This is a genomic window from Niallia circulans (assembly GCF_003726095.1).
Lineage (GTDB): Bacteria > Bacillota > Bacilli > Bacillales > Cytobacillaceae > Niallia > Niallia circulans_A.
Window position 1 is genome coordinate 4760358 of the sequence record NZ_CP026031.1, and the last position, 21644, is coordinate 4782001.

21 protein-coding genes are annotated in these 21644 nt (G+C 35.7%); 18 read left to right on the forward strand and 3 right to left on the reverse strand.

Annotated features, from left to right (window positions below):
• Positions 1-25: 25 nt before the first annotated feature.
• The 3 genes from C2I06_RS22720 (at position 26) to C2I06_RS22730 (ending at position 2547) form a co-directional block, all read left to right on the forward strand.
• Complete coding sequence (locus C2I06_RS22720; RefSeq protein WP_123258916.1) at positions 26-1114, forward strand: NAD(P)-dependent alcohol dehydrogenase; 1089 nt, start codon at positions 26-28, stop codon at positions 1112-1114.
• A 453-nt stretch (positions 1115-1567) separates the two neighbouring features.
• On the forward strand, positions 1568-2011 hold the full coding sequence (locus C2I06_RS22725) for a hypothetical protein (RefSeq protein ID WP_123258917.1): 444 nt from the start codon (positions 1568-1570) through the stop codon (positions 2009-2011).
• Positions 2008-2547, forward strand: a complete 540-nt coding sequence (locus C2I06_RS22730) for a hypothetical protein (RefSeq protein ID WP_095330842.1) — start codon at positions 2008-2010, stop codon at positions 2545-2547. The genes C2I06_RS22725 and C2I06_RS22730 overlap by 4 nt, the downstream gene beginning before the upstream one ends.
• 27 nt (positions 2548-2574) lie before the next feature.
• On the opposite strand, the gene C2I06_RS22735 is transcribed toward C2I06_RS22730, so the two are convergent.
• Together C2I06_RS22735 and C2I06_RS22740 are read right to left on the reverse strand one after the other, a co-directional pair.
• Positions 2575-3156 carry a DUF6944 family repetitive protein gene (locus C2I06_RS22735; protein ID WP_123258918.1) on the reverse strand — a complete coding sequence of 194 codons (582 nt, stop codon included), beginning with the start codon at positions 3154-3156 and terminating at the stop codon, positions 2575-2577.
• 139 nt (positions 3157-3295) lie between these two features.
• Positions 3296-3535: a hypothetical protein gene (locus C2I06_RS22740; RefSeq protein WP_095330846.1), complete on the reverse strand. Its 240-nt coding sequence runs from the start codon at positions 3533-3535 to the stop codon at positions 3296-3298.
• Between the two features lie 261 nt (positions 3536-3796).
• Between C2I06_RS22740 and C2I06_RS22745 the strand changes: the two genes are divergently transcribed.
• Both C2I06_RS22745 and opuFB read left to right on the forward strand, forming a co-directional pair.
• The gene (locus tag C2I06_RS22745; RefSeq protein ID WP_123258919.1) at positions 3797-4756 is read left to right on the forward strand and encodes an ABC transporter ATP-binding protein; all 960 of its coding nucleotides are present in this window, start codon (positions 3797-3799) and stop codon (positions 4754-4756) included.
• Between the two features lie 3 nt (positions 4757-4759).
• Entirely contained in the window at positions 4760-6274 is a 1515-nt protein-coding gene (opuFB, locus tag C2I06_RS22750) for an osmoprotectant update ABC transporter permease/substrate-binding subunit OpuFB (protein ID WP_123258920.1), read from the forward strand.
• A gap of 227 nt (positions 6275-6501) precedes the next feature.
• Here opuFB and C2I06_RS25890 read toward each other — a convergent pair whose 3' ends face one another.
• A complete protein-coding gene (locus C2I06_RS25890) occupies positions 6502-6624 on the reverse strand; it encodes a hypothetical protein (RefSeq protein ID WP_275068620.1) in 123 nt (40 codons plus the stop codon).
• A gap of 546 nt (positions 6625-7170) precedes the next feature.
• Between C2I06_RS25890 and C2I06_RS22755 the strand changes: the two genes are divergently transcribed.
• The 13 genes from C2I06_RS22755 to C2I06_RS22815 all read left to right on the forward strand — a co-directional run bounded on the left by C2I06_RS22755 (position 7171) and on the right by C2I06_RS22815 (position 21571).
• Complete coding sequence (locus C2I06_RS22755; RefSeq protein ID WP_123258921.1) at positions 7171-7719, forward strand: DUF1572 family protein; 549 nt, start codon at positions 7171-7173, stop codon at positions 7717-7719.
• A 19-nt stretch (positions 7720-7738) separates the two neighbouring features.
• The gene (locus tag C2I06_RS22760) at positions 7739-8164 is read left to right on the forward strand and encodes an NUDIX hydrolase (protein WP_095330854.1); all 426 of its coding nucleotides are present in this window, start codon (positions 7739-7741) and stop codon (positions 8162-8164) included.
• A 290-nt stretch (positions 8165-8454) separates the two neighbouring features.
• Positions 8455-9288, forward strand: a complete 834-nt coding sequence (locus C2I06_RS22765; protein WP_095330855.1) for a phosphate ABC transporter substrate-binding protein — start codon at positions 8455-8457, stop codon at positions 9286-9288.
• Between the two features lie 38 nt (positions 9289-9326).
• The gene (pstC, locus tag C2I06_RS22770; RefSeq protein WP_235850287.1) at positions 9327-10241 is read left to right on the forward strand and encodes a phosphate ABC transporter permease subunit PstC; all 915 of its coding nucleotides are present in this window, start codon (positions 9327-9329) and stop codon (positions 10239-10241) included.
• A 1-nt stretch (position 10242) separates the two neighbouring features.
• Positions 10243-11067: a phosphate ABC transporter permease PstA gene (pstA, locus tag C2I06_RS22775; protein WP_095330857.1), complete on the forward strand. Its 825-nt coding sequence runs from the start codon at positions 10243-10245 to the stop codon at positions 11065-11067.
• A 19-nt stretch (positions 11068-11086) separates the two neighbouring features.
• Complete coding sequence (gene pstB, locus C2I06_RS22780; RefSeq protein WP_095330859.1) at positions 11087-11917, forward strand: phosphate ABC transporter ATP-binding protein PstB; 831 nt, start codon at positions 11087-11089, stop codon at positions 11915-11917.
• A 12-nt stretch (positions 11918-11929) separates the two neighbouring features.
• A complete protein-coding gene (phoU, locus tag C2I06_RS22785) occupies positions 11930-12589 on the forward strand; it encodes a phosphate signaling complex protein PhoU (protein ID WP_123258922.1) in 660 nt (219 codons plus the stop codon).
• Positions 12590-12919: 330 nt separating this feature from the next.
• Positions 12920-13957, forward strand: a complete 1038-nt coding sequence (locus C2I06_RS22790; protein ID WP_164463766.1) for a substrate-binding domain-containing protein — start codon at positions 12920-12922, stop codon at positions 13955-13957.
• Positions 13958-15718 (forward strand): sensor histidine kinase, encoded by a 1761-nt coding sequence (locus tag C2I06_RS22795; protein ID WP_123258924.1) that lies wholly within the window; start codon positions 13958-13960, stop codon positions 15716-15718.
• A gap of 11 nt (positions 15719-15729) precedes the next feature.
• Positions 15730-17346, forward strand: coding sequence for a response regulator (locus C2I06_RS22800; protein ID WP_164463767.1), 1617 nt, complete (start codon positions 15730-15732; stop codon positions 17344-17346).
• Between the two features lie 382 nt (positions 17347-17728).
• On the forward strand, positions 17729-18826 hold the full coding sequence (gene xylF, locus C2I06_RS22805) for a D-xylose ABC transporter substrate-binding protein (RefSeq protein ID WP_123258926.1): 1098 nt from the start codon (positions 17729-17731) through the stop codon (positions 18824-18826).
• Positions 18827-18894: 68 nt separating this feature from the next.
• Positions 18895-20436 (forward strand): xylose ABC transporter ATP-binding protein, encoded by a 1542-nt coding sequence (locus C2I06_RS22810; protein WP_123258927.1) that lies wholly within the window; start codon positions 18895-18897, stop codon positions 20434-20436.
• Positions 20411-21571 (forward strand): sugar ABC transporter permease, encoded by a 1161-nt coding sequence (locus C2I06_RS22815; RefSeq protein ID WP_123258928.1) that lies wholly within the window; start codon positions 20411-20413, stop codon positions 21569-21571. Before C2I06_RS22810 ends, C2I06_RS22815 begins: the two co-directional genes overlap by 26 nt.
• Positions 21572-21644: the final 73 nt, after the last annotated feature.

Sequence of the window (21644 nt, forward strand, 5' to 3'; positions counted from 1 at the left end):
TGAATATATTTAAGGAGTAGATCGTATGAAGATTAAAGCAGCCGTTACCCCAGGGCAAGGTAAAGATTTTCTTTTAGAAGAAGTAGAATTAGCTGCCCCAAAAGCAAATGAAGTATTAGTGAAAATTGTTGCAACAGGTGTATGTCATACAGATGCTGTTGCCCGTGATGCAGCAATTGCTCCACTACCTGCAGTACTGGGACATGAAGGAGCAGGGATTGTTGAAGAAGTTGGTTCAGGCGTTACACGTCTAGCAAAAGGGGATCATGTTGTATTATCCTTTGCACATTGTGGACACTGTGAAAATTGTTTAACAGGTCATCCAACTGTTTGTGAAACGTTTAATGACTTGAACTTTGGTGGCGCTCATGATGATCATACACATCGCTTATCTAAAGATGGTAAACCACTTTCCACTTTCTTTGGTCAATCTTCCTTTGGTACATTTGCGATTGCCCATGAACGTAACGTTGTTAAAGTGGATAAAGAGGTAGATTTAGCGCTTTTAGGACCTTTAGGCTGTGGAATCCAAACAGGAGCGGGTACTGTTTTAAATAAAATCAAGCCTGAATTTGGAGCTACTATTGCTATTTATGGTGCAGGTGCTGTTGGCTTAAGTGCTATTATGGCTGCTAAAATAGTTGGCTGTAAAACAATCATTGCTGTTGATATTCATGATTCACGGTTAGAGCTTGCCAAAGAACTTGGTGCAACACATACATTCAACGGAACAAAAGTAGATGTTGTTAAAGAAATTAAGGAATTAACAACTGGCGGAACAAAATATGCAGTCGATACAACTGGCTTTCCTCCAGTAGTACGTCAATGCTTACAAGCATTGCGTCCATTAGGTGTGGCAGCGGTAGTGGGAGTTACACCTGAAATGAATATTGATGTTCATAATGATATAATGGCAGAAGGAAAAACAATGATGGGTGTAATTGAAGGGGACTCTGTACCAAATGTTTTTATCCCACAGCTAGTAGAATACTACAAAAACGGTCAATTTCCATTTGACAAATTAGTTAAATTCTATGACTTTGATCAAATTAATGAGGCTTTCGAAGCTTCTAAAAATGGAGAAGTCATTAAACCGATTTTACGAATAAGTTAATATCATAACTTGATTAGAAAAACCTTCTTGTTGGAAGGTTTTTTCTTAATAGGCAAATTTGCTTAGTGGGAAGATCGTTGTTTAAAGGATGGTATAGGTAGTCTTTTACGTGTATACTAAATACATAAAATAGGGGAAAGTGGCGTTCAGTTGGACGCCGCTTCTTTATATATAAAACAGTATTTTTATTTTAATATCACTACCTCAATTTATAGGCCTCTTAGGCCTCTGAGAACCTTTCTCTGCTTACCCGACTATTTTCCTGAAAAATTGGTAAAGGGAACTTTTCACTCTTAGCATTCGTAATCCCTTATGAAGAAATGGAGGGGGAAAAATGGCTTTGAAAAGGAAGAGAAATAACAAATATAAACAAAATAAGAAATAAACGGAAACCTAGCGAGATAAATGGACAGAAGGCCATTATCCCTTCCTATTCTTTTTTTGAAGGATGTAATGGTAACGGTTATTTGGGGAGGAATATTTATCGTTCCAGGCCTTTTTGTTCTCGTTATAAGTATCTATCTCATCCTAACTAAAAAGGCCGCGAGTCCCCAAAAATTAGCCTGGATTGCGCCGTTCCTCACGTTAATATTATTAGGTTTGGGTTACGCTTTCATAGGAATAGGCTGGAGTGATAATGTAGCAGCTTCTTTAGATTACTTTGAAAAGGGAGCAGAAGAAAAGGTCATTATTTTAGAAGAATACAAGGTAGACTATCCTTCTGGAATGTATGGCGGAGCAATTGATTATGTGTATACAGGAGTGGATGGTGAAAAATTGATAACGAATACCGATTTTAACATACAAGTATTCCAAAATGAAAAATATGAAATTCGTTACTTACCTCGGACCAAGTATATCATGGGAATAAGCCATATAAAGGAGGAGAATTTTTGAATTTTGTTGCCTGGATGATTGTTGCTAGTGAAATAGGCTTTTGGATTGTGATTATTTTAGGATTACTAATTAGATATGTTTTTAAAAGAGAGAAATTAGGCTTTTTCTTTTTAGCACTAACACCAGTAATTGATTTGCTTTTGTTGATTACAACAAGTTTGGATATGTATCGAGGAGCTACCGCCACCACTGCACATGCCATTGCAGCTGTTTATATAGGCGTTTCGATCGCATTTGGAAAAGACATGATTAAATGGGCGGATGAGAGATTTCGTTATTACGTCGCCAAACAAGGAACTAAACCTATTTCATTGTTTGGGATGGCATATGCTAAGCATTACTTGAAAAGTTGGGGGAAACATGTGCTAGCTTATGCTATTGGGGCAGGGATATTACTAGGCTTAATTTTTTTCATCAAGGATACTGCTCGCACAGAAGCACTAGACGGTGTACTAAAATTATGGACAGTAGTATTAGGCATTGACTTGATTATCGCGATTTCCAATTTTATTTGGCCAAAAAAGAAAAAGGGTTAGAGGAAGAATTTTTCTTCCTCCATCATCTTATTCATTAATATTTAGGGCAATTTCTTCTAATTCTTCTTTTACTTGGCCAATAAGGGAAATAGCCGATCCAACGGCTTGAATCCAGCTGCCTAATACACCGATATTTTGTTGATCATGGTTACTTATTTCATGTAATTGTTCTGTTCCACTTATCGCTTGTAAAGAATTCCCGATTCCCTGTAATAAACCACCAATTATATTTTCGATTCTTCCATCTGCTGTATGATCAAAAAATTCATCTGTAAGTCCGACAAAGCTTCCTAATGCTTGAAGCCAATTCCCTGTAATAATTAATTTCTGCTCTGTTGGGGTGTTGCTCCATTTATAAAGAAGTAAGCCGGTTACAACCGTTGAATTTCCAATTGCCTGAATTTCATCTCCTAGCTTTTCTAATGAAATAGTCCCTTGTCCGTCAGCTTGCAATGCGCTGCCTGTTCCTTGTAATATATTGCCAACTAAACGAAGCTGATAATTTGTTTCTCTAGACAAGTGGAAGGAGGGGGTACTTCCGATAGCTGCTTGGATAGTACCAATCGTATTGATAGCTGATCCGAATATCTCTTTAAAATGACCATTCATTCCATATCAACCGCCCATTCCCTTTACACTAACTAACATATTCAAAAATGTTTTAAATGGGATAAAAACGAGCTGGATATAATAAAAACAACTTGGAATAAAGTTTCCAAGTTGTTTTTTCAAAAAGAAGATAATCCTTTTATTTGCTGCCGAAGCTTCCAGAAAACTGCTTTACTACTGCTTGGATTTCCTCTAATCTTTCTGGTTTTATTAGACTGATCATTTTAGGCAGAAACTGTTCGATATCATTTTTGGAAAAAGTACCCTCATCTTGTTTTCGGAAGTTATCCATTAGTATAGCCTTTGCTTCTTCTTCTTTCCCCTCTTGTACTCGCTGTAAGATAAAAGCTAAAAACTTTTCTTGCCCTTGCTTGTCCATTTCGTTGTCCTCCTAATTGTATATCTCTTTGCTTAGTATAAACGTAAAAGCTATTCTCTAAAATATCATTTTTTTATAAGGAAAATAAGTAGATCGAAAAATGAGATTCTGGCTAAGCTATTCTTTTTTTAGGATGTGCTATGTCGTGTTATGATTAGTTCTAAATATGGGTAGACAGGATTATAGAATAAGCTTCTATCTGTTAGTGAAAGAGGCGGGGTATGAGTAGTCCTACAATTTAAATAAGGAGAAACAAATGCAATGATAAAATTTGAAAATGTATCAAAAAGATACACTGATGGAACAGCAGCAGTTGATTCGATTGAATTTGAAATTAAGCAAGGGGAATTTTTTGTAATTATCGGACCAAGTGGTTGTGGAAAAACAACGACATTGAAGATGATTAATCGTTTAATTCCTCTTTCAGATGGCACCATTTATATAAAGGGAAAAAAGATAAGCGAATATGATATTCATGAATTACGGTGGAATATTGGCTATGTTCTCCAACAAATTGCCTTGTTTCCCCATATGACAATTGAAGAGAATATCGCAATCGTACCTGAATTAAAACAGTGGGAAAGAGACAGAATTAAACAAAGAACCGAGGAGCTTTTAGATATGGTTGGTCTCGATCATCAAACATATGCCAATCGAAAGCCTAGTGAACTGTCAGGAGGAGAGCAGCAAAGAGTTGGGGTTATTCGTGCTCTTGCGGCAGATCCGGAGATTCTATTAATGGATGAACCCTTTAGTGCCTTGGATCCGCTTAGCCGTGAAAAGTTACAAGATGATATGTTGGATTTAAAGAAAAATCTAAAAAAAACGACTGTATTTGTTACACATGATATGAAAGAGGCTTTAAAACTAGCAGATAGAATTTGCATTATGAAGAAAGGGAAGATCGTTCAGATAGGCACCCCCCAAGAACTTATCACAAATCCTACTAATGACTTTGTGAAGAACTTTGTTGGAAATAAACATGATAGCTGGAGCAATGATTTTCAACTGAAGGACTTATTAGAGCCAATTATTGAAAAAGAGGATAAGCAAATAAATCAAGTGAGTGCCCCAATTACTACCACTATGCAAGAGATAGTGGATATGCTAGTGAAGTATGAACAAGTAATAATCGAACGAGATGGAACGCCAATTGGATTGGTTAATCGCAGGTCAATGATGAAATATGTATCTTCTAGACTACTTCAGAAAGGGGTGTAAGGGATGAAGGAGCTGACACAAGTATTTCAAGACAGAAAGGCTGAATTAGCAAGTGCGCTGTTTGAGCATATTCAAATATCCTTCATTGCTCTCTTTTTTGCAGTCATTATTGCTATTCCACTAGGAATTTATATTACTAGACATAGAAAGGTGGCCGAAGGGATAGTAGGAATCACATCTGTTATTCAAACAATTCCTTCCTTGGCATTATTAGGTATTCTGATTCCATTATTCGGAATTGGCAGAGTGCCAGCAATTATTGCTTTAGTTGCATATGCCTTGCTGCCAATTTTAAGAAATACATATACAGGAATTAAAGAAGTAGATCCGTCCTTAATTGAAGCGGCTCGAGCGATGGGGATGAATACACGAAGAAGATTATTTAAGGTAGAAATTCCTCTTGCGATGCCAGTTATTATGGCGGGGATTCGGACAGCCATGGTATTAATTGTAGGAACAGCCACTCTTGCAGCTTTAATTGGAGCTGGAGGTCTTGGCGATATTATTCTATTAGGTATTGATCGTAATAACACAAATCTAATTCTTCTAGGGGCAATTCCAGCAGCATTGCTTGCTCTTCTGTTTGACTACTTATTGAAAAAATTTGAGCAGCTATCCTATAAAAAAGCCTTTATTTCTATTGGAGTGATTGCACTTTTATCGCTTGTAATAATCTTAATGCCATTAATAGGACAGAAGGATGAAGAGATTGTTATTGGAGGGAAATTAGGGTCTGAGCCCGAAATTCTCATTAATATGTATAAAATACTTATTGAAGAAAAAACAGATTTACAAGTAGAGCTGAAGCCGGGATTAGGAAAAACCTCTTTTGTGTTTCAAGCATTGCAAACAGGAAGCATTGATCTTTATCCGGAATTTACAGGGACGGCTATTTCTGAATTTTTAAAGGAAACGGCTACTAGCACAAATCGGGAGGAAGTGTATCGACAAGCGAGGGATGGGATGTTAGAAAAATATCAAATGATAATGTTAGAGCCAATGCAGTATAATAACACCTATGCATTAGCAGTTTCCAAGAATCTTGCAGACCAATTTCAGCTAGAATCTATCTCTGACTTGAAGGGGATAGAAGAGCAAATACAGGCAGGTTTTACATTGGAATTTTCAGATCGTGAAGATGGCTATCAAGGTATCCAGTATCTTTATGGACTTACTTTTCCTAATCTTGTAACAATGGAGCCTAAATTACGCTATGTAGCAGTTGAATCAGGTGAAATTAACTTAGTCGATGCCTACTCCACAGATAGTGAGTTGCAACAATACCAATTAAAGGTGCTAGAAGACGATCAAAATTTATTCCCACCATACCAAGGGGCTCCTTTAATGAAAGAAGAAACGGCAAAAGAGCATCCTGAAATGGTAGAAGCACTAAACCAGTTAGCGGGAAAAATAAGCGATGACGATATGAGAAAAATGAATTATCAAGTAAATGTAGAAGGGGAAAGTCCGCGTGAAGTTGCCGAACAATATTTGGAAAACGCGGGTATTGTTCAATAGGGAAACATTGCTATTTCTGCCATAAGCCTTTTCAAAAGAAAACGGAGCAAACTGAATATACGTAGACTCCCTATGGGAGATTGACCCCACAGCACTTGCGAACGCCACATGGAACACGGTGTATATTCAGTCTGCGGGTGATGAGCTGATATATCTATTCTTAAAATAAATAGTCCTCCAAACAAATAAACGAATGTTTTAATACGTACGTATATTTGTTTGGAGGCTCATATTTTGTTGGAATACTTATATCCTAAAATAATTAAATTAAAAGCAATCAAATAGACCCATGCACCGAGGTTTGCTACACTAATTCCTATCAATAGTAATAAAGGATTTTTCCATTTCATGTTAATCGACCCCTAAATTCAAAATTATTTCCAAAAAAAAATCTCATCTCCAAGGTGTATTACTTTTGGGACGAGATTTTGTAAATTTAGAAGTTTGCGATGCCACCCCAGTTTATTACTATGTCGCCATAGAAACCTCTCAAGTATGACATTTGTATAAATGTGTATACTTTTTCTCGATAACGGGGGAACCCGACACATAATCAAAAATCAGAAGCTTTCCTATGTGCAGCTCAATGACTTGCTTCAATATGCTGCTACATCCTCCATTTCCAGCGATAGGAGTTCTCTGTAATGCTTGAACATATCTACTCTACTTTTCTCTTCTTAGCTTTTATTAAAGGTATATTATCATAATAGATTGAATAAATAAACGATTGAATAAGTGAATAAATAAGACAGGGATGGATATGCAGGTTTTTCGATCTTTCTATTCGAATATATTCTTAAGGAAGCTTTTTCTTATAAGATTTCAAAAGCTGTTTTTGAAAAGGGGATGTGGTGTTTGAAGTGCAGGGGATATTATAAATATGGAGGAGATGCTAAATGAGCATAGAAAGGGAATATTTGCAGGCTGTCGTTAATCGATTTAAAGAGGTAAAAAAACTTGGAGATAATACATTTGAGCAAATAGGGGAAAAAGAAATAAATTGGACTTATAATAGCTCGTCCAATAGTATAGCCATTATTGTAAAACATATGAGTGGAAATATGATTTCTAGATGGACAGATTTCTTAAACACAGACGGAGAAAAGGAATATAGGAATCGCGAGGAGGAATTTACTGATAATATTTCTTCAAAGGAAGAGCTTCATACAGTGTGGGAAAATGGGTGGAAGGTATTAATAGATTCATTGACTAATTTAAAGGAAGAGGATTTATTAAAAACTATTTACATTCGTGGAGAAGGACATTTAGTGCTCGAAGCTATAGAAAGACAAATGGCTCATTATGCCTATCATGTTGGGCAAATCGTTTATATCGGAAAGTTCATAAAAGACACAGAATGGAAGAGTCTTAGTATTCCAAAAGGAAAATCAGAGGAGTATTTAATAGAAATGAAGGAGAAGCATAAAAAAGGTATCGTGGAATAGAGGAGGGAGCTAGACGAAAATGTTTATTGTAAATGTAGAAGGAGCAGTTAGAAGAGCGGATAAGTGGTTGATTGTAGAAAGAAGTAGAAAAGAGGAACATGCTGGGGGAATGCTCTCTCTTGTAGGCGGAAAAGTAGATTTAGAAGGGAATTCCATAGATATTCTCGAAAGAACAGTCAAACGAGAAATTTTAGAAGAAGTAGGTGTGACGGTTAGAGATAAAATGGAATATGTGCATAGCACCTCATTTGTAACAGAAAGTGGGAAGCATGTAATTGATATAGTATTTCTATGCGAGCATGAGCAAGGCGAAGCATTTGTTAAAAGTCCTGATGAAGTAGAAAATATAGAATGGCTGACAACTGAAGAGGTATTAGATCATTCACATGCACCTAGTTATGTAAAAGAAAGTATAAAGCGAGCGGCAGTATTGCTTCAAGCGTAAGCTTTATTAGGATAATCACCTTTAATTATTCTATGTGCAGCAAAACCATTTAAGTTGTTGGGGAAAATAGTAAGTTATACCAGTTTAAATATAGGAACTTAGTGAAAAAGATAACAGGATAACTGTTATCTTTTTTTTGGATATTTACAAAAAATAACATTAGGTAGATTGCTTTTAACGTTATTTACAAAACCTTTACATTCAGTCAATAGAATATTTACAGTGGAGATTTATCATACTATTAGACAAGAAATGACATAAATAGTTGCTATTCTTTTTGGAGGTAAATCATGGTCATTATAAAAAAACTAAAAATAGTACTCTCGTTACTGTCTATACTCCTTTTATTATCAGCATGTTCAAGTAATGAAGAAACGGAACAATCAACAAATGACAGTAAACCCATATCGATTTCAGGATCTACTTCCGTTGGACCACTTGCTGAGAAATTAGCAGCAAAATATCATGAACACGATCAAACTAAAATTGAAATAAATCAAATTGGATCTTCCGCAGGAATTACAAATGCGATGAGTGGCGTTTCCGAAATTGGAATGTCTTCACGAGATTTAAAAGATGAAGAGAAAGGAAAATTAAAAGAAGTAGTTATTGCTTACGATGGAATAGTAGTTGTCACACATCCTAGCAATAAAGTGAAAGAATTGACATTAGAACAAGTAAAGCAAATATTCACTGGGAAAGTGACAAACTGGAGTCAGCTTGGCGGCGATGATATGGAGATTGTTGTTGTTTCTCGTGAAGATGGATCTGGTTCACGTGATGCTTTTCAAGAAATTGTAGGCTATAGCTCTGGTGAATTAATTAGAAACTCTATCATTGCCAGCGGAAATGGAAATATTAAAACGACAGTTGCAAATAATAAACATGCCGTAGGCTTCATTTCTTTTGAATATATTGATGATGCTATTTCGACTATCGATATTGATGGCGTTGCTGCTACTGCCGAAAATGTATTAGAGCAAAAATATAAGTTATCAAGACCATTTTTATTTGTCTATAAAGATGGGAATTTAACTGCAAATGGGCAGAAGTTCATCGATTTTATTCTAAGTGATGAAGGGCAAAAAATTGCAGCAGAGGCAGGAGCAATTCCTATTAAGTAATACCAAAATCTTTAGAAGTAATCTTGGAGGAAAATAGAGTGTCTATTCAAACAACCGAAAAGCAAGCCTCAGCAATGGGCAAAGCAAATAAGAGGAAATATATGTTTGAGAAGGTTTCGGCAAGAGTTTTCTTGTTTTGTGCCCTTCTTTCCGTAATCAGCTTAGTATTAATTATTGGATTTGTTTTCTATAAAGGGGCCCATCCTTTTATTGCAGAAGGATTTAGTTTTTTTGATTTTCTCTTTGGAGTCGACTGGGTGCCTAGTGAAGGAGAATTTGGGATTTGGCCCATGATTGTCGCATCTCTGTATGCAACTATAGGAGCACTTATTATTGGAGTTCCCATTGGATTATTCACAGCTATCTTCTTGGCGGAAATCGCATCAAAGCCAATAGCCAAAATTGTTTCACCAGCCATTCAGCTTTTAGCTGGTATTCCATCTGTTTTATATGGTGTTTTTGGACTAGCAATTATCGTACCTTTTTTACAAAATACTTTAGGATTAGTAAAAGGACAAAGTTTATTAGCGGTTATTTTAGTATTAGCAATTATGATGCTGCCAACGATTGTAACAGTCGCAGAGACAGCGATTCGCGCTGTACCAAAAACATACCGGGAAGGTTCCCTTGCGCTTGGTGTATCGGAAATTGGAACAATCTTTAAGGTTGTTGTCCCCGCAGCGAAGTCAGGTATTATGACAGCCATTGTATTGGGCTTAGGTCGAGCGATTGGTGAGACAATGGCGGTTATTCTCGTTGCTGGTAACAGTTTGATTGTGCCAACAAGCTTAACAGATAGTATACGCCCACTGACAACAAACATTGCATTGGAAATGGGCTATGCAGCAGGAACGCATCAAGAAATGTTATTTGCAACTGGGATTGTATTATTCTCGTTTATTTTAATCTTGAATTTTGTTTTAGCGAAAATTAGTGCGAAGGGTGGCAAATAAGATGAGAAAAATGAAAGATAACTTGTTACGCGGCCTTCTTTGGTTTTCTGCTTTCTTATCTGTTGCTGTTCTCGTTATGATTGTTGGCTATATCTTTTATAAAGGAGCTCACTTGCTCAGCTTCGATTTTATTTTTGGTGACTATTCTCCAAGTGGCGGCGGTGGAATTTGGCCGATGATTGTCACAACAATTTATACGATTGTCATTTCCTTGCTGATTGCTACACCAATTGGAATATTAGCAGCTGTTTATTTACAAGAGTATGCGAAACAAGGTCGATTGGTAAAAATCATTCGCTTTGCAACAGAAAGTTTAACAGGTATTCCCTCAATTATTTATGGTTTATTTGGGGCAGTATTCTTTGTAACCACCTTAAAATTAGGAATGTCTATTTTAGCGGCATCTTTGACATTAACGATTATCGTACTGCCAGTTATTATCCGAACAACCGAGGAATCTTTAAAGACAGTTCCTCCTACTTATCGTGAAGGATCATTAGCCCTTGGTACAACAAGATTGCAAACATTGTATAAAGTTATTTTACCAAGTGCGATGCCAGGAATTTTATCAGGAATTATCTTATCTATCGGAAGAATAGTTGGGGAGTCAGCAGCTATTTTCTTAACGGCAGGAACAGTTGCTGCCATGCCAGAGGGCCTGTTGTCCTCCGCTCGTACGCTAACGGTTCATTCCTTCTTAGTAACACAAGAGTCTGGAGATATTGAATTAGCGGCAGCAGTTGGTATTGTGCTAATCGTTATTATTCTTGCTATAAACCTTATCGCAACATTTATATCGAAAAAGCTAAACAAAGCAGACTACTAATTTTTAAAGGGGTATGTTTATGACTACAACAGTAACAGAAAAAAGTCAAAAGAAAACAGGGAAAGCATTCTTAAAGGTTGGTCAAGAAGATACAACGGGTGCATCAAAAATTAGTGTAAGTGACCTAAATTTATTTTACGGTGAAAAACAGGCTTTGTTTGGAGTAACCCTAGATATTGAAGAAAAGAAAGTAACAGCTTTAATTGGACCTTCTGGCTGTGGAAAATCAACTTTCCTAAGAACATTGAATCGAATGAATGATTTAATCGATGGCGTAAAAATTGCAGGAGATATTATTATTGATGGAGAAAATATCTATTCTTCCAATGATGTTATTAAGCTTCGTACAAGAGTCGGCATGGTTTTTCAAAAGCCGAATTTATTCCCGATGAGTATTTATGACAATGTGGCTTATGGTCCAAGAATGCAAGGCATTAAAAACAAAAAAGAATTAAATAAAATTGTCGAAGAGAGCTTACGTGGGGCTGCGATTTGGGATGAAGTAAAAGACCGCTTAAAGACATCTGCACTTGGCTTATCGGGTGGACAGCAGCAGCGTGTCTGTATAGCTCGTGCAATTGCAATGAAACCAGATATTATTTTAATGGATGAGCCTACTTCTGCTTTAGATCCGATTTCTACATTGAAGGTAGAAGAGCTGATTACAAAAATGAAAAAGGATTATACAATTGTTATTGTTACACACAATATGCAGCAAGCAGCAAGAATCTCCGATAAAACAGCCTTTTTCTTAAACGGAGAAGTAGTTGAATACGATGAAACAAATAAGATTTTTTCCACACCTAGAGATCAGCGGACAGAAGATTATGTCACAGGTCGATTTGGATAATAGGAGGAACTAATGGTCATTCGAGAAAACTTTGAGAAGAAGCTAGGCGAGTTAAAACAAAAAATTAGTGAAATGGGTGAAATGTCCATTACTCAGTTAGAAGAGGCTTTTGATGCATTAAAAGCGCAAGATGTAGAAATTGCTTTAAATGTAATGGAAGAAGATAATGACATTGATAATCTAGAATCTGAAATTAATCATTTTGCAATTTGGTTAATGGCGAAGGAACAGCCTGTTGCAAGAGACTTACGTGTTGTAATTGGTGTTATCAAAATTTCATCCGAAATTGAGCGAGTAGCTGATTTTGCTGTAAACATTGCTAAAGCAACAATTAAGATAGGAAAAGCAACTTCTCTTCTGGATTTAACCCATTTAGAGAAAATGAAGGAACTATCAATCGAAATGCTGCAAAAAGCAGTAAAATCCTTTATAGAGGAAGATATTGTCCTTGCAAAGGAAGTAAGTAAGTTAGAAGATAAAGTGGATGATTATTATTTAGAAACCTATAAAAAATTGACAGCCTATTTAAGTGAACATCCCGAAGAAACAAATCAGCTTGTTCAATTATTATTTATCAACCGTTATTTGGAAAGAACAGCTGACCATATAACCAATATGGCGGAAAGCACGGGATATTTGATTAAAGGAAAGATTTATGATTTTAATTCCTAAGAGAAAAGCAATTTGAAAAGTATAGACCTCTATCCCTTAATCGATTGAGTTCATATTCTAATATTAAAGTCACCAGTTCAAAAGAATTGGTGACTTTAATATTGACAAACACATCATTATAAATAGAAAATATTGTTAGCAATAATGTATTTCGTCATCTGTAAAAAATTTCTTAAAAACAATTCATTTTAATTCAACTAAATTGGTGTCTTCTTTTTTATTTACTAACTATAATTTTGGTAGCGGTTTCATTTAGGCTGCTTATAGAGTAACCTTTCTTTAATTTTATATGAGCTAGACCAATCAATGAGTAGGTTAGGGGAAGAAAGTATGAAAAACAAAGGCTATATCTTGTTTGTAATTCTGCTTATATTCGTTAGTGCATGTGAAAATAAACAGGCAACTAGCATTCGTATCAAAAATAACCCCCATGAACAAGCGATCTATAAAGAGCCATTGCTTAATCAAGATAAGGAAAAGATAATTTCCTTTGTTACAAAGTCTCTTGATAATCCAGTTTTCATAGAAGCAAAGGAAGAAGCAGAACGAGTAAGCTCTCAGTTAGGGGTGAAAATGGAATGGTTGGCCCCGATGGTAGTCGATAGTCAGGAGCAAGCAAAAATAGTAGAGAGCTTAATTGAAAGAAAGGTAGATGGCATTGTTATCAGTGTCTTGGATACCAAGAAAATGACTCCGCTTATCAATAAAGCAGTATCACAAGGGATAAAGGTGGCTACTTTTGATTCCGATGCACCGGCTAGCAATCGGGCATTTTATGTTGGAACGAATAATTATGAACTTGGACAAGAAAGTGGAAAATCTTTGGTGAAAATAGTAAAAGAAAAAAAATTGCATCAGCGTCATCTCAGAGTTTTGATTATGACTGGGGTGAAGGAAAGTGTCAATATGCAAGAGAGAATCGAAGGATTTAAAGATGCAACGGAAGAATTAGATTTAGAGTTTGTTGATATGGTAGAATCCTATGATGACATAAATCGCGCTTCAGAGCTTCTAGAGAATTATGTGAAAAGGAATCCTCATTTTGATTTGTTTTTTAGTGCTGGAGCATGGCCGTTATTTTCTCCTCCTGAAGGGATGATTTCATATAAAAGGTGGAAAGAAACTGGCGGTATAGCTGTGATTGTTGATACATTTTATCCAATAGTATTTGCTGCCAATAAAGGATTAGCAGATGCGCTAGTTGGACAAGACTTTCAGGAAATGGGACGTCTAAGTGTTGAAAACATGTATAAATTAATTAATGGGGACAAAGTTAAAGAAACGATGATATATACGGGATTGGAATACGGCAATGCAGATAATTATGAAGAACTGTTAAAAAGAAAAAAGCCGTGGGAGATAAAATAAATGAAGAAATGGCTGAAATGGATCGATCTTTATAGTATCCGAACAAAAATGATTGTCTGCTTCTTGGCACTTAGTCTTATCCCGTTATTAATTCTTGGTTATCTTTCCTATCAATATTACATCAATGATCTCCAAAACAGTATCAATGTTTATACCAATGAAGTAATTCAGCGTGTGGATAAAAATATCGAAACATACATTTTAGATATCGAGAATATTCTAGAAATCTATGATGATTATTACACAATTCAGTACTTAAGGTTGAATGAGGCAGGAGATATAGATGGGATACAGAAATATACTGTTCGTTTATGGGAAACGATAGAACTAATTAGGAATATGAAATCCGATTTAGTGGATATAAGAATCATTTCTCATACAGGAGAGACAATAAGCGCTCAAGGCGTATATTGGAGCGATATGAATGATCCTTTTTTTACGAATATGCGAAAAATAGATGAAGCGCAATTTGCAGTAAAATCACCTTATATGGATATGTTTAATCGCAATGTTTTTTCTATTGGAAAGAAAATTTTATCTCCTAGTTTAAGTGAACCAGCTTATTTGATTATTGATATTGATGTAAATCTATTGAATCGAATTGTAAACGATATCAAATTAGGAGAGAAAGGGTATGTCTATTTTATAGATAGAACAGGGGAGGTAGAATTTTTTCCGGCAGATACTAGTCATCCTATGTTTATAAAGGAACTAATGAACAATGATAGATGGTTAAATTCAGATAAAGGATCATTTGAAGAAGCGGTAAAGGGAAAACATTATCTTGTTAACTTTAAACAATCTGAGATTACAGGTTGGAATATTATTGGGGTCACTTATGCAGATGAACTTAATGAAGACATAAATAAAATCCGGCAGATAACCCTTGTAATTGCTGTGGGCAGCCTTCTGGTCGTTGTGCTCATAAGTATTTATTTAACGAATATCTTAACAAATCCAATTCGTGATTTGCGCAGAACAATTAAACGGTTTGCAGATGATAATTTAGCCATTCGAGCACAAGTCAAAACGAACGATGAAATAGGGCAACTAGCAAGCAGTTTTAATGAATTAATGAATCGAATTCAATGGCTCGTTCAAAAAACGATGGATGATCAAGTGAAAATTCGCAAAATAGAGATGAAAGCACTACAAGAATTAATAAAGCCTCATTTTGTTTATAATACATTAGACTCGATTATTGGATTATTAGAGCAAGAGCGAATTGAAGAAGCGCTAGATTTAATAGAAGCACTTGGCATGTTTTTTCGAACATCGTTAAGCCATGGAAAGGATATCATTCTTATTGGTGCAGAAATCGAGCATATTCGTAACTATTTTACGATTCAGGAATTTCGCTTTTTTAATAAATTTGATACAAAAGTAGAAGTAGACGAAGAGATATTAAATTATGAGACGGTCAAGCTTATTTTGCAGCCATTAGTAGAGAATGCGATTTATCATGGTGTACGACGGATGAAAACAAGGGGGCTAATTGAAATTAAAGGCAAAGAAAAGGAGGGGGCAGTGGTTCTGGAAGTCATTGATAATGGGGTGGGAATGACAGCTGAAAAGGTGAATCACATTAATAATGTATTAACAGGAATAGAAAAAATAGAGGATGAAAATGAATATTTTGGCATTCGAAATGTGAATGAGCGAATAAAATTAACCTATGGAATGGAGTATGGGATTTATTTTAAAAGTAAACCAAATGCGGGAACAACTGTAACAGTCATTTTACCTATTGTAAAAATATGAGGAGGAATCCTATGTTTAATTTATTGGTTGTAGAAGATGAAGATATGATTCGTCACAAAATAATCAATAATACGAATTGGTTAAGTCATGGTTTCCAACAAGTATTTGAAGCGGAAAATGGTTCAGGAGCAGTAAAAATATTAGTTGAAAACCATATTGATATTCTGATTACCGATATCAAAATGCCAGAAATGGATGGCATCCAACTAACAAAACATGTAAAAGAGTTTTATCCAGAAATAAAAGTAATCATTATTTCAGGTCATGCAGACTTTGACTTTGCAAGAAAGTCAATTACTTTAAAGGTTTGTGATTATATGCTAAAGCCTTTTCAATCTAAGAATCTATTAAAACTCGTATTAAATGTAAAGAATGATTTGATTCGGGATAAGGGAGAACAAGAAAATATAGAAAAAATGAAGAGACAATTGCAAGAAAATAAGCATTCTTTACGAGAAAAACTAATCCAGAATCTCCTGACCAATAGTTTTGTGGGAGATCTAGATAATAACCTGAAATATATGGAAATGGAACATCTTAAGAATGCTTCCTTTTTTGTAGCCGTCCTAAATATTGAACAACTTCAAACAGATCGAAGTGAAATGGAGGAAAATGATAAGTATTTATTTAATGTATCGATCTATAAGCGACTTTCTCGTCTGCTGGAAAAAGAATGGGGGCAGTTCTCTGAACGTGGACAGATAGAAAAGGGCTATATCTTAAATTATAAAATGGATCAAATTGTGTTAATTGTCTTCGAAGATATTGGTATTAGACATCAACTAAGAAAGGTTATTCAGAAAGAAGATCAGGAAAAAGGCTTCACTTTAATAATTGGGATAGGAGATAAGTATAATCAATTACTTGATTTACATTTATCCTATGAAGAAGCTTGTTCTGCAGCTGCATTAAGTCGAATTCACGGTTCTGGCGATGTGTATTTCTATCATAATATTATCAGCAACCATACTTATTACAGCAAGCAATTACACAAAATAGTAAATCATAAAATTTATCAGGATTTAAAATCAGGTGACTTTGAAGAAGTAAAAAAGGACGTAGCGGAATTGCTTGCAGAACTTAAGAATGAAAGTATTCCATATGAAGCAGTGGCAACAGCCATTAATAATATCGTATTTATGTCCTGTAAGACAATAAATGAACAAGGGTACGATGTGAACGAAATATTCGGAGAAACGGGACTACCTATCTTTAATCAAGAGAATAATTTTACTTATAAAGAAATAGAGGATTGCTTATATTCCTTTTATTCCGCTATTCATTCCTTCATCGAATCAAAACGCGGTAATCGAATAGACAGGCTTATTGCGGAAATGAAGGAGTACATGAATGAAAACTTTGCCGAGAATATTTCCCTAACGAGCCTATCCCGTAAATTTAATATAAGTCCCAGCTATTTAAGCATATTATTTCGAGACATCACTTCCCAACATTTTAGTGAATATTTAACAAATTTACGTATCCGAAAGGGCAAAGAGCTGCTCAAGAATACAGATTTACGTATTAAAGAAATTGCCGCACAAATAGGGTATAGAGATGCTTATTACTTTAGCTCCGTATTTAAAAAAGTAACAGGAGTTAATCCTACCCAGTATCGGAATGAGTAAAATAGTGGGGAGGATTAACAACAAAAAAATTGTAGTGAAACACTATGCAAAAAACATTCATCCATGATGAGTGTTTTTTTATTCCACTTTTAATAGCAGTAAAACTTCAGCAGATCTAAGTTTTCCTTACTGAAGAAGAAAATAGGAACTTCGAAAAATATTAAAGGATTATAAAAAATATTCCATTTCCAATAGGGAGGAAAAAATATATTCTTTGTATGAAAGCGGTTTACAAACGGTTTGGAGGAGGGAAGAAACGAAGTCATTTCTACTCGCCTATACGTACCGAGGGCCGACTTCATATTCGGCAATCAACTTATGTCTTACTAATAGAAAAGGAATTCAATCTTATCAATTACTTAAAAATTAGGGGGGTATTTTTATGAAAAAACGTAACAGTTTTCTTTCGCTTGTACTTATTCTATCTCTAATGTTTATCATGGCTGCGTGTGGACAGGATGCAAATGGCACACCAGCAAATGAGAAAGGAAATAAGGATGAAGGGGGAACAGAAAAAGAGAAGATTACAATTGGTCTTTCCGTCTCTGATTTAACATTAGAGCGTTGGCAACATGATCGTGATTTTTTTGTTGAAAAAGCAGAAGAGCTAGGAGCAAATGTGTTAGTACAATCAGCAAATGGTGATGAGGCAAAACAATTATCGCAAATACAAAATATGCTTTCACAAGGTATCGATGCACTAGTTATTATTGCTATCAATTCAGATGCCCTGTCAACGGTAGTAGATCAAGCTAAGGCCGAAGGGATTCCTGTGTTAGCATATGACCGATTAATTAATGGCACGGATATTGACGCCTACGTTTCATTCGATAATGTACGGGTTGGGGAAATGCAAGCAGAGTATCTTGTTGAAAAAGTACCCTCAGGAAAGTATTTCTTAATGGGAGGATCACCAACTGATAATAATGCCAAGATGTTTAGAGAAGGACAGATGAATATTATTCAGCCGCTAGTTGATAAAGGTGATATTGAAATTGTCGGTGATCAATGGGCAAAAGATTGGGATGCAAATGAAGCATTAAAAATTATGGAGAACGCTTTAACTGCCAATAAGAATGATATTGATGCAGTAGTGGCATCTAATGATAGTACTGCCGGGGGAGCAATTCAAGCACTAGAAGCACAGGATTTAGCTGGAAAAGTAGTTATCTCTGGCCAAGATGCAGACTTAGCAGGAGTGCAGCGTATTGCAGAAGGTGTTCAAACAATGACCGTTTATAAACCAATTAAGGCAATTGCAACAAAGAGCGCTGAAGTAGCTGTTCAACTAGGAAAAGGAGAAAAAGTGTCATCTGATTCAACTGTTAATAATGGAAAGATAGATGTGCCATTTATAAAATTGGATCCAATTAAAGTAGGTAAAGAGAACATTGTTGACACTGTTGTTAAAGATGGATTCCATTCTTATGATGATATTTATAAAAATGTTCCAGAAAATGAACGACCAGAACGTCCGTAAGTCTCAAAATATTTAATTAAAGGGGGAGCAGCTAATGCTTTCCCTGACTAATAGGTGGTGAATGAATAATGGACACATATGCGCTTCAAATGGAAGGGATTGTGAAAGAATTTCCGGGTGTTAAGGCTTTAGATAATGTTACTTTTTCCGTAAAGAGGGGGGAGATTCATGCCCTTTGCGGAGAAAATGGTGCGGGAAAATCAACATTAATGAAAATCTTAAGTGGCGTTTATCCACATGGAACCTATGAAGGTGACATCATCATTAATGGTCAAACAATTCAGTTTAAATCTATTAAAGAATCGCAGGAGGCAGGAATTGGTATTATCTATCAAGAGCTTGCGCTTGTAGGGGAAATGTCAGTAGCCGAGAATCTTTTTCTTGGTCATGAGTTAATGAGAAAAAGAATAATCAATTGGAATGAAATTTATGTAGAGGCCCAAAAGTGGCTCGATCATATTGGGTTAAATATTGATCCGCAAACAAAAGTTGCCGATTTAACAGTCGGGAAACAGCAACTGGTAGAAATAGCAAAAGCTTTAACGAAAAAAACAAGCATACTCATTTTGGATGAACCAACTGCTGCTTTAACAGAAAGTGATGTAGAAATCTTAATCCATTTATTGCAAGATCTACGTTCACAAGGAGTTACCTGCATCTATATTTCTCATAAATTAGGAGAAGTTATGTCACTTGCTGATTCGGTCACCATATTAAGAGATGGCCAGACGATAAGCACTAATTCCATTGAGGAATTATCAGAGGATAAAATAGTCACAAAGATGGTTGGAAGAGAATTAACAGAACTGTTCCCATATGAGGAGCATGCTATTAGTAAAGAAAATATTTTAGAAGTGAAAGACTATACTGTCTATGATGAGCAAGGAAATAAAATCATTAATCAAGTTTCCTTTTTACTTAAAAAGGGAGAAATCTTAGGATTTTCAGGATTAATGGGAGCCGGACGATCAGAATTATTTATTAGTCTCTTCGGTGGATTCAAAGGAAAAAAAGAAGGAAAGGTCATCATAGATGGAAAAGAAACAAATATCCAAAAACCGGCTGATGCAATTAAAGAAGGATTAGCGTATGTTTCAGAGGACCGTAAGCGCTACGGTCTTGTGTTAGGAATGGATATAACAAAAAATACGACGTTAGCGGCATTAAATAAAGTTGTTAAGCTAAATGTTATTGATCAGGCATTAGAAGTGAAAAGTGCAACAGATATAACGGAAAAAATGAAGTTAAAAGCGCCGAGCTTAGAAGCAAGAGTTGGACAACTAAGTGGTGGAAACCAACAAAAAGTAGTTCTAAGTAAGTGGCTGTTAAATAACCCGAAAATATTAGTTCTTGATGAACCGACAAGAGGAATTGACGTTGGAGCCAAATATGAAATCTATAAGATTATTAATGAACTTGTCCAACAGGGGGTCGGAATTGTTATTATTTCATCTGAACTGCCTGAAGTATTAGGAATGTCAGATAGAGTGCTAGTTATGGCTGAGGGTGAAATTTCTGGCGAATTTTTACGTGAAGAAGCTACCCAAGAAAAAATTATGACATGCGCCACAGGAGGGAAGAAAAATGAATATTCAACATCAAACAGTTGAAGAGAGCAAGAAAAGAGAAATAAGCTTTAAAGTTGATATGCAATCTTACACACTTATTATCGCTTTACTATTAATTGCATTAATATTTGGTTTTTTCACTGGAGGTGAATTTCTTTCTTCCCGAAATATCTCTAATTTATTTACGCAAATGTCCGTTATTTCCGTCCTTGCTATTGGTATGACGCTAATAATTGTTGCAGGTCATATTGATTTATCAGTTGGAGCATTAGTAGGATTAACAGGAGGAATCGCGGCAATTTTGCAAGTCTGGTATGATTGGGATACTTTTTTAGTAGTCCTTTGTGCAGTAATTGTGGGAGCGCTTTTAGGATTATGGCAAGGATGGTGGGTTGCTTACCGAGCTGTTCCTGCCTTTATTGTTACACTTGGAGGAATGCTTATCTTCCGAGGTATACTCATTGGTATAAGTAAGGGACAAACGGTCGCACCAATGAGTGATAGTTTTAAAAAAATTGGAACTAGTTATTTTCCATACATTCCTGGATATATTCTTGCATTAGTTAGTATCGCTTTGCTATTCCTTTGGACGACCAAACATCGTACAAAACGAAAAAATATGGGCTTAATGATCCCTGCTGCTAAGATAGACTATGGTAAGACTGTAGCTTATTCCTTTTTTATCCTGCTAGCAACCTATATGTTGAATCGGTATTTAGGTATTCCAATTCCAATCTTAATCGTTTTAGCAATAGCTGCAATCTTTATCTTTATTTCAAATAAAACACCATTCGGCCGATATGTCTATGCAATTGGGGGAAACCAAGAGGCAGCGGCATTGTCAGGGATTAATATAAAATGGAATACGCTGTGGGTGTTTATTACGATGGGAGGGCTTGCTGGTGTGGCGGGTGTTCTGTTAACAAGTAGATTAAATGCAGCAACCGTAAGTGCGGGGAATATGTATGAGCTTGATGCGATTGCTGCATGTGTTATCGGTGGAACTAGTCTGATAGGAGGAAAAGGAAAAATTGTTGGAGCGCTAATTGGTGCTTTAATTATGGCTAGTATCGACAATGGAATGAGTATGATGAATATCCAAACCTTCTGGCAGTATATAGTAAAAGGAATTATTTTAATTGTTGCCGTTTGGATTGATATATCAAGTAAGAAGTAAATAATAGGCTAGCTTAATGAGTAGAAGAGTCCTTACCTTGTAAAAAGGTGAGGATTTTTTATGGTGAAAATAG